The organism is Acaryochloris sp. IP29b_bin.137 (assembly GCF_028285745.1).
Lineage (GTDB): Bacteria > Cyanobacteriota > Cyanobacteriia > Thermosynechococcales > Thermosynechococcaceae > Acaryochloris.
Map to the genome: position 1 here is coordinate 1 of NZ_JANQOP010000351.1, position 8,187 is coordinate 8,187.

11 protein-coding genes are annotated in these 8,187 nt (G+C 48.6%); 6 read left to right on the forward strand and 5 right to left on the reverse strand.

Translation table 11 applies throughout. From position 1 onward, the window contains the following. Positions 1-340: 340 nt before the first annotated feature. Positions 341-748 carry a hypothetical protein gene (locus tag Q0991_RS23735; RefSeq protein WP_299493335.1) on the reverse strand — a complete coding sequence of 136 codons (408 nt, stop codon included), beginning with the start codon at positions 746-748 and terminating at the stop codon, positions 341-343. Positions 749-812: 64 nt separating this feature from the next. On the opposite strand from Q0991_RS23735, the gene recJ reads away from it, so the two are divergent. Next, on the forward strand, positions 813-3,239 hold the full coding sequence (recJ, locus tag Q0991_RS23740) for a single-stranded-DNA-specific exonuclease RecJ (RefSeq protein ID WP_299493337.1): 2,427 nt from the start codon (positions 813-815) through the stop codon (positions 3,237-3,239). Here recJ and Q0991_RS23745 read toward each other — a convergent pair. After that, the gene (locus Q0991_RS23745) at positions 3,236-3,355 is read right to left on the reverse strand and encodes a photosystem II reaction center protein Ycf12 (RefSeq protein ID WP_212663611.1); all 120 of its coding nucleotides are present in this window, start codon (positions 3,353-3,355) and stop codon (positions 3,236-3,238) included. The genes recJ and Q0991_RS23745 overlap by 4 nt on opposite strands. A 187-nt stretch (positions 3,356-3,542) precedes the next feature. On the opposite strand from Q0991_RS23745, the gene Q0991_RS23750 reads away from it, so the two are divergent. The 4 genes from Q0991_RS23750 (at position 3,543) to Q0991_RS23765 (ending at position 5,292) form a co-directional block, all read left to right on the forward strand. Continuing rightward, positions 3,543-3,893, forward strand: a complete 351-nt coding sequence (locus Q0991_RS23750; RefSeq protein WP_299493339.1) for a YkgJ family cysteine cluster protein — start codon at positions 3,543-3,545, stop codon at positions 3,891-3,893. A gap of 88 nt (positions 3,894-3,981) precedes the next feature. Beyond that, positions 3,982-4,338 carry a TMEM165/GDT1 family protein gene (locus tag Q0991_RS23755; RefSeq protein ID WP_299493341.1) on the forward strand — a complete coding sequence of 119 codons (357 nt, stop codon included), beginning with the start codon at positions 3,982-3,984 and terminating at the stop codon, positions 4,336-4,338. A 19-nt stretch (positions 4,339-4,357) separates the two neighbouring features. After that, positions 4,358-4,651, forward strand: coding sequence for a TMEM165/GDT1 family protein (locus Q0991_RS23760; RefSeq protein WP_299493344.1), 294 nt, complete (start codon positions 4,358-4,360; stop codon positions 4,649-4,651). Positions 4,652-4,758: 107 nt separating this feature from the next. After that, positions 4,759-5,292, forward strand: a complete 534-nt coding sequence (locus Q0991_RS23765) for a DUF6155 family protein (protein ID WP_299493346.1) — start codon at positions 4,759-4,761, stop codon at positions 5,290-5,292. A 43-nt stretch (positions 5,293-5,335) separates the two neighbouring features. Here Q0991_RS23765 and Q0991_RS23770 read toward each other — a convergent pair whose 3' ends face one another. The 3 genes from Q0991_RS23770 to Q0991_RS23780 all read right to left on the reverse strand — a co-directional run bounded on the left by Q0991_RS23770 (position 5,336) and on the right by Q0991_RS23780 (position 7,151). Next, positions 5,336-5,575, reverse strand: a complete 240-nt coding sequence (locus Q0991_RS23770; protein WP_299493348.1) for a DUF1830 domain-containing protein — start codon at positions 5,573-5,575, stop codon at positions 5,336-5,338. 97 nt (positions 5,576-5,672) lie between these two features. Further along, positions 5,673-6,023 carry a PipX family protein gene (locus Q0991_RS23775; protein WP_299493351.1) on the reverse strand — a complete coding sequence of 117 codons (351 nt, stop codon included), beginning with the start codon at positions 6,021-6,023 and terminating at the stop codon, positions 5,673-5,675. Positions 6,024-6,275: 252 nt separating this feature from the next. Continuing rightward, the gene (locus Q0991_RS23780) at positions 6,276-7,151 is read right to left on the reverse strand and encodes a PD-(D/E)XK nuclease family protein (RefSeq protein ID WP_299493353.1); all 876 of its coding nucleotides are present in this window, start codon (positions 7,149-7,151) and stop codon (positions 6,276-6,278) included. A 133-nt stretch (positions 7,152-7,284) separates the two neighbouring features. On the opposite strand from Q0991_RS23780, the gene Q0991_RS23785 reads away from it, so the two are divergent. Next, on the forward strand, positions 7,285-8,103 hold the full coding sequence (locus Q0991_RS23785; protein ID WP_299493355.1) for a Nif3-like dinuclear metal center hexameric protein: 819 nt from the start codon (positions 7,285-7,287) through the stop codon (positions 8,101-8,103). Positions 8,104-8,187 lie beyond the last annotated feature (84 nt).

The following is an 8,187-nucleotide window of genomic DNA, read 5'->3' on the forward strand; positions in this document are numbered from 1 at the left end:
ATAAACGGTTGTTGGTGCTAGTGATGAAGCTACAAAATCTTTCCCATGCGCTGGCGCTTTCGCGTCTTTGCAATACTGTTGTCATGGTTATGATTGCTGTTAACTAACATTAACTACGGGACAAAACTGAAAGGTGATGTCCACGTTACTAATGATAATGATTTTATTTTTTTTTGTAAACTTAGATTCAGTTTTTCTGAAGAGATAGCCCAGTCTACAGAGTTCAAGCTTATAGAGAGAGAAGATTTCAAGGAATTGAAAAAGATTTAAAGTTGATCGCCCCAGACATCAAATGAGGCGGTCATGGGATACAAATGTATCGATCCTGAAAAATTAGGCCTTAGCTGGCGAGTTTATGAGCAGCGATCGCTACAGCAAATCCAAGCCCGAAATATCGAATAAACTGCCAAAACGGCTCCTTCAAATCATGCCATTTCCAGAGTTGGCTTTCAAGAGTCATCCCCAACGTTCTAATTTGATCTTGGACTTGCTCCAGTTCTGTCTGTAACTCTGCCAGTTTTTCTGCTGTCTTGGCCTTGGCCGTCATATCAGCCTGCACATCCGCTAGCTTCTTCTCTAACTGAGCTTTTTCAGCCTGAGCCGTTTTGATCTCTAGATACCGATCTCGAAGTTGTTGGAGGGTCTGTTCGGCCTCAGTCAAGGCTGCGGGAAACTCAGTATCGAAGTCTTGGGCTGGATCTGAAGGCCCTGCCATCTGTTCTAGCGTTGGTTGTTCCGATGATTCCATTCTGGTTTATCAAATTTAGGGATTATTAATTTATTCATCTCGAATCGGGGGGCGAAGCCTCACCATGACCGATGGTGGAGATGGTCTAACGGAATTTTTCCCTGTGCCTAAACAGTCCTTTCCGCAGCAACGCTGGCAAATTGCCTGTCCAGAGCAAGCACTGGTAGATAAGATTGCGATCGCAACCGGATTATCGCCTCTTCTAGCGGCTGTACTCGCCAATCAAGGCATCACGTCCGTTGAAGCGGCTCAGCAGTTTTTGGCACCGGAGTCACAGATCTTACCCTCTCCTCTAGAAGCATTCCCGGATTTGGCCTCTAGCTTAACGTTGTTACAGGATGCGATCGCATCTCGACACAAAATTGCCATTTGTGGAGACTATGATGCGGATGGCATGACCAGTACGGCCCTATTACTGCGGGTTCTGCGAGCGTTGGAGGCTGACGTTGAGTATGCAATACCGAGCCGCATGCAGGAAGGCTATGGCATCAACAAACGCATTGTCGAGGAATTTGCAGCGGACGGGGTGAAGCTGGTGCTAACCGTCGACAATGGCATTGCCGCCTACGAACCCATTGTCAGAGCCCGAGAGCTGGGATTGACCGTGATCATTACGGATCACCATGATTTACCCCCGCAACTGCCCCCAGCCAACGCCATTCTCAATCCCAAGTTAGTACCGGAAGATTCCCCCTATCGGGGGCTAGCAGGGGTGGGAGTCGCCTATGTCTTAGCCACCTTGCTGGCTAAAGAACACGGCAATACCACGCTGATTACGCCACTCTTAGAACTGTTTACCCTGGGGACCATTGCTGATTTGGCTCCGTTAATCGGCGTCAACCGCCGCTGGCTGCAGCGAGGATTAGCGTTATTGCCCCATTCTCGGTTAGCTGGCGTTCAATCTTTAATGCAAGTGTCAGGCTGTGCCGCCGCCGATCAAGCCCTTAAACCAGATGCCATTGGCTTTCGGCTCGGTCCTCGCATCAATGCCGTGGGTCGGATTGCCGATCCGCAAACGGTGATTGAGCTGCTGACCACCGATGACCCCGGAGTGGCCTTTGCTCGAGCCATGCAGTGTGAGCAGGCTAATCAGCATCGGCGTCAGCTCTGTTCGGATATTGAAGCAGAAGCCATCGACTTAGTTGAAACGTTAGTCCATCAGGGACAAGCTCCTTGGCGACCGGATGGTGATTGGGTTATTTTGCTCGTTCACCCAGGGTGGCACCATGGTGTCATTGGCATTGTCGCCTCCCGGTTAGTGGAACGCTATGGGCTACCCGTTTTTATTGCCACCTACGAAGAAGAAGACCACACCCATATCCGGGGGTCGGCGCGGGGCATTCCTGAGTTTGATGTATTTGCAGCCCTCCAGGCCTGTGATGACGCCCTAGAACGCTATGGGGGGCACCGGGCGGCAGGTGGTTTTTCTTTAGCCGCAGATCAGCTGGAGAAGATGCGATCGCATCTGCGTACCTACGCCCACCAAACCTTACAGATAGACCAGCTCAAGCCTTTAGTGACGGTCGATGCCCAAGCTCATTTCACTCAGATCGATTGGGACCTGTACGAGCAAATTAATCAGCTGCATCCCTGCGGTATTGGCAATCCAGAACCGATTTTTTGGACCGCCAATGTTGAAGTGGTAGAGCAGCGGACGGTGGGCAAAGACAATAGCCACTTAAAGCTCACCCTAGCTCAATCTGCATCAGACGATCAGCCTCAATGCATCAAAGGGATGGCATGGCGGTGGGGCACCTATTATCCTTTACCCCAGCGGATCGACGTTGCCTATCGCCTCAGAGAGAATACTTGGAATCAGCAAACCAATCTGGAGCTGGAAATTTTAGGGGTCCGGGAACCGGTTGCAGACCAACCCAACTCACCGTCTCGGACTCCGATTGTGGTCGCCCAAGCCGATAAAGGGGCACCCGTCGTTCGCCAGCAAGTGGCCTTACACTGTCCAGAGCCCACCGTATCACCTGCATTACTAGAAGCCATAGAATGGTCGAGCTTGGGGGATTGGCCCCAAGTCTTACAAGACATTAGCGGTCATATTTTAATGTATGGCTATCAGCGTCCTTATGTATCGACCACAACGCTGCCCGGAACAGTGGAATACGATCGCCCTAGTCGCCCCTGCGACTGTCTTATTCTATGGTCTTTACCCCCTTCATGGACCCATCTACGTTGGCTCTTAGCCTTAGCTCGACCCCAGCAAATCTATATTCGCAACCATAGTCCCGCGATTTTACCAGCAGAGGAATTGAAGGCAAAACTAAAGTTTGAAATAGCAAAAAACGGTGACCAACCCCTCAACTTGCTGAACTTGGGACAGCAATGGTGGGTAGCACCGAGTACCATTGTTTCTGCTTTTCGAGAAATAGGTTACCCCTGCTCTGACTTCCCAGAGACGGGACTCTTAGAGCAGGAGTTAAAACGCTTACAGCGTTGGTATCATTGCTCAGCCAATCGATTGGCGGGGTTAACCTAGGTTGCGTTACTCCGAAGAGCAACTAAGAGTACAACAATCGGTCCAGCAATGACGACAGCGCCAAGCATGGTGAGTTGAAGTACAACTTGTAAATTAATTGCAGCTAGTAAGTCCATCCTTCCTCCCAGATTAACTCAAACATTGTGAGCGAACGCGCCCTCTATTGTACCTGGTTGAGGGATCGCTTGCGAGGGTGATTTTGATAGGATTATCTTATTAACTCCGATCAGGGTGAAAACTGATAGCAATACAAGCCTAGTCTTGTAATCCATTGAGCCGTTTAGGGTAGGAGCGTTCAGAAGTATGGCAAATTGGTGTTGCGTCGAGCAATGTGGGGCCTGCTGCCATCTTGATCCAACGGAGCGCCCTGATGTTCAAGAGTATTTAACCCCAGAAGAATGGGAGCAGTATCTAAGTCTGGTGGGCTCTGATGGCTGGTGCATCCATTTCGATGCCGACCATCGCAAATGCAAGATCTATGCAGATCGCCCTCAGTTTTGTCGGGTGCAACCGGAGGTGTTTCAACGCATGTACGGGGTAGAACCTGAGGATCTGAATGATTTTGCGATCGCATGTTGTCGCCAACAAATCGATGCCATTTACGGAGACCGTAGCTTAGAAAGCATCCGGTTTGAGCGCGAAATCGGTTTCTAATTTCCTCCTACAGGCATAATGGGGCTAGTCCACTTTGCTGTGATGTCCACGCGAAGTCAGTCACCCATCCTTTTTGTTTAAGCCCACCGTGAACGATACCAATTCTGCCTCAGCTAATCTCCAAACTCCCAATCCAAAAGATCCACGGTCCAACAACGCTGCAAAAGGGTTTGGCAAGGAATTTGGGCTAGCGTTTGTCACCGTGTTTCTGGCAGAACTTGGGGATAAAACTCAGTTGAGTACCCTCCTAATGACAGCGGAGTCTCAGTCGCCCTGGATTATCTTTCTTGGGGCTGCTGCTGCGCTGGTGACCACCAGCCTCTGTGGCGTACTGATTGGGCAGTGGTTGGCACGTCGGGTTTCAGAAAGCACTCTCAACACCGTGACTGGCGCTAGTTTGCTGTTTATTGCAGTCTTGCTGATTTGGGATACAGTACACCTCTAGACTTTAGGAGCCAAAGACCATGGACTGGAAATTATTGGGGCTCAGTTTTGTCGTGGTGTTTCTCGCAGAGCTGGGGGATAAAAGCCAGTTGGCTGCCATCACCCTGAGCGGCAATTGCCAACATCCTCGAGCCATTTTTTTAGGGACGTCTTCAGCCCTAATTTTTGCCAGCTTGCTTGGGGTCTTATTAGGAGAAGGGGTGGGGCAGCTCTTACCGACACAATTGATGAAAGGTATTGCTGCCATTGGCTTTGCACTGTTGGGGATCTCATTCCTGTGGGCACCCGCTGAGGCGAATCCAGATCAAGACTGATCCTCTGGCTGTATACGCAAACTTAAAGAGCGTAAAACCGCAGACTGATTACAGTCCATAATATGCTTGTTGATGATCAGCCGACCCCTACATGCCACTTGCGTCCTATGGCTTCATCTAAAATCAATCTCACCGATCTAAAAAAGCATCTCAAGCAATCTTCGAAAGAAGCGCTGATCAATGACATTAGTGAGCTTTTCAAAACTTTTAAGCCTGTCAAAGACTATTATCAACTCAAACTCAACCCTGAAACTGAGCAGTACGTGGGGGAAAGCTACAAAAAAACAATTGAAAATGAGTTTTTCCCAGTACGGGGCTTTGGAAAAGCTCGACTGTCAGTGGCTCGCAAAGCTGTCAATGACTATAAAAAAGTCTGTCGAGATCCATCAGCACTTGTGGATATGATGCTGTTCTACGTTGAGCAGGGCGTCAAATTTACCGATGCTTATGGTGATATTGACGAGCCTTTTTACAGCAGCATGGAGAGCATGTTTGCGTCTGCCACTCAAGTGATTGCTCAATATGGTTTACACGGTGTTGCAGAACGTCGCTGTCGCCAAATTGTCAAAGATACCTCACAAACAGGTTGGGGATTTTATGACACGCTTCTTGCGATTTATCAGGAAACCTTCGGCAGTTAAGCCGCAAAGAGCCATTCATCTATAGAGGAATCTATGCTGAGCATTATGCTAACGGATCAAAGCACTCTTCCGTAGTCTCTACCCGGAGTAATTCGCAGTTGATTTGATCTACTAGCAGAGCGGCAGAAAATTCACTGGAATAGACCTCTAAAACTGCCTTAAAATCGCAATGAAAGAGAATTCGCTGTTTTGGAAAGACAACTTTTTCAAAATACCAATCCTTGATATTGGCAATGCGAACAACTTCGAGAAAAGGCGTTTGGTTGACATAGCTACACAGCATTGCATCAACACCCTTACCTGAGCGGAATTTAACGACATTTATTATGAAGAAGAAGGGGTAGCATCCCTCTTTAGAGATCAGCCCACCCAGAACTCTATTAACGACTGAAGGTATTCTTGTAAATTTCTTTGAGCTGATCGTACTCTTGGTAAAAATTCGACTTTCGCAAGACGACCAACCGCTTCTCTAAGGCAACTCTAGCCTCATCTCGGCTAATGCTATCCATCTCCAAACCACCCTCAGTTGCCGTAACCAAGAAGAACAGCCTTTTGGCATAAAGACTGGTGTACAAGGCACTCTGCGTATCAATAATGCACAGATTGATCAATAGGCCAAAAACAGGGTGGGATAAGTAGTTTTCTTTAATAGCAGAACTTGTGTTCGCTTTAGATGCCTTACGGGGCTGTCCTCGGCTCACATTGTCCAAACGGTCTGGATGACTAGACATAATGGTGTACCAAATGAGTGGTCAATGCTACAGGCCGCATGGCTTTAAGCATTGATATAGATTGAGTCCGAGAAATCCAACATGGGATTAATGTGGTGGCATCCTAAGATTTTTGTAACCTATGATTCTGCATCCAAAGTTACGAATATGGTAACGGCAGAATCAAAGAAGTAATGATATCCTGACACACTCTCTATGCACTACAAACATTTCGATGAAGGCTAACGCTAAGATTCTCCAATTGAATAAGACTCAACTTGCTGTTTGGTAAGGACAAAAGCCTTGTTTACCAAAAGCACAATACGACTCACATCGTTTGTTCTGACCCGGACGTTCTTCGATCCACTCGCCTTTTTTATTCACCGCCATCCAGTCTTGGGCTGCCGTTTCTGAGTCACAAACTTTGAGGGCAGATTGACGACCCTTTTTCATCACGGCAAAAGTCGTTGGGGTGGTCCAGCGTTCTTCGGGTGTACATATCGGAGGTGGCGTATCACCCTGAGCTGCTTTGTGGAGCTGGATGCGATCGCAAACATATTCCATAACCCCAGCTTCAGACCATAAGGGCACCTCAATCACTTCTACAGGTTTAAGGCCATCCCGCTCATGGCGAGGCCCCCAGTCCCTAAGCAAGGCCACAATTTGCAGCTTCTGAACTTTGGGAAGATGGGGAATACCGGATCCTTCAACCGCATTTTCTAACAAAAACCGATAGACATTGAGCTGTCGGTCCCATTCCACCTTGCCTTCAGCCTTGGCTGATTTCACGGTCCAGGAGCTGGTGAATTTATAATCCTGCAGCAGGCCGTCAGCCGTCACCACCAAATCTATATGGCCAGAAACCCGAAAGCCCTCCACTTCGGCAATGGCCTCCGTTTCCACATGCTCGCCTTCGGCAGCAAATTCCTCCAAAATCGAGTGCATCAGGGTACCATACAGGTGCCACAGCCGTTCGGAGACATCTTCTTCGAGCTGATCGCTGTATTGGCGTCGCAACCAAGCAATCAGCGGTGCATCAATCAGTTGGGTACAAGATAGATCTGCCTTCCCTACAGAATGATGTGCATTTTGCCATTCCACTGCCCGATACAAAGGCATGGGCAAATCCAGCTTGTTAGTGAGTTTCATTGAATAGGTATAAGAATTTTAGGTGTATTTCACGAAGGCAAATCGCCCCTATTGTAAGGTTGAAAGTCTGATAGGCAAGTCGGTCTTGCAACGAAGACAACCCCTCGGCATCGAAGCAAGGTAAATGATGACGATGAAAATTAGCGAACTAATTGCATGGTTTGAAGGCTGGGCCAATCCATCCTGGCAGGAGAAGTGGGATAACTGTGGTTGGCAGATTGAGCCGGGCGTTTTGGATGAACCAGCTCGGGTACTGGTCTGTTTAACGCCTACGTTAGCGGTTATGGCAGAAGCGATCGCACTTCGGCAGCAGGGCACCCCTGTTAATTTGATTTTTGCTCACCATCCGTTGATCTTTGGCCCCCTGAAATCGGTGCAAAAGGGTGATGCCATTGGCGATATGGTTCGCCTCTCCATCACCCATCAAATCGGGGTTTACAGTGCCCATACCAATTTTGATCAGGTTACAGATGGCACGGCGGATGTATTATCTCAGCTGTTAGAGCTACAGGGCGCGGAACCTGTAGAACCGACCCAAGATGGCCTGGGATATGGTCGAGTGGGCAATCTCCAACCTGCTCTGACGCTACAGCAGCTTCTCGCCAAGATTCAGTCTGCTCTAAACCCAGCCGACTTATTGGTATCACCAACAGCCGATCGCCAGCAAAAGATTGAGCGGGTGGCAGTATTGGGCGGGTCTGGAGCCAGCTATATTTCAGCCGTGAGCCAAACAGGAGCTCAAGTCTATCTGACATCAGACTGTAAGTTTCATCAGTTTCAAGAAAGCCGCGATCGCAACCTGATCTTGATTGATGCCGGACACTATGCGACAGAGCGACCAGCCTGCGAACGCTTAGCCAAGAAATTTACAACCAAGGGGGTTGAATGGACCCAGTTAAGCCAAGCAGATGAAGATTTTCGCCGTTTTTGGGCATCCAGCTATAGCAATTGAGGAGCTAGTTAGGACAAAATAGGACCATGTCTTTTCTGCCTATTTCAATGCCCGCCCCCTATAGCAATGACTTCCGACAAAAAG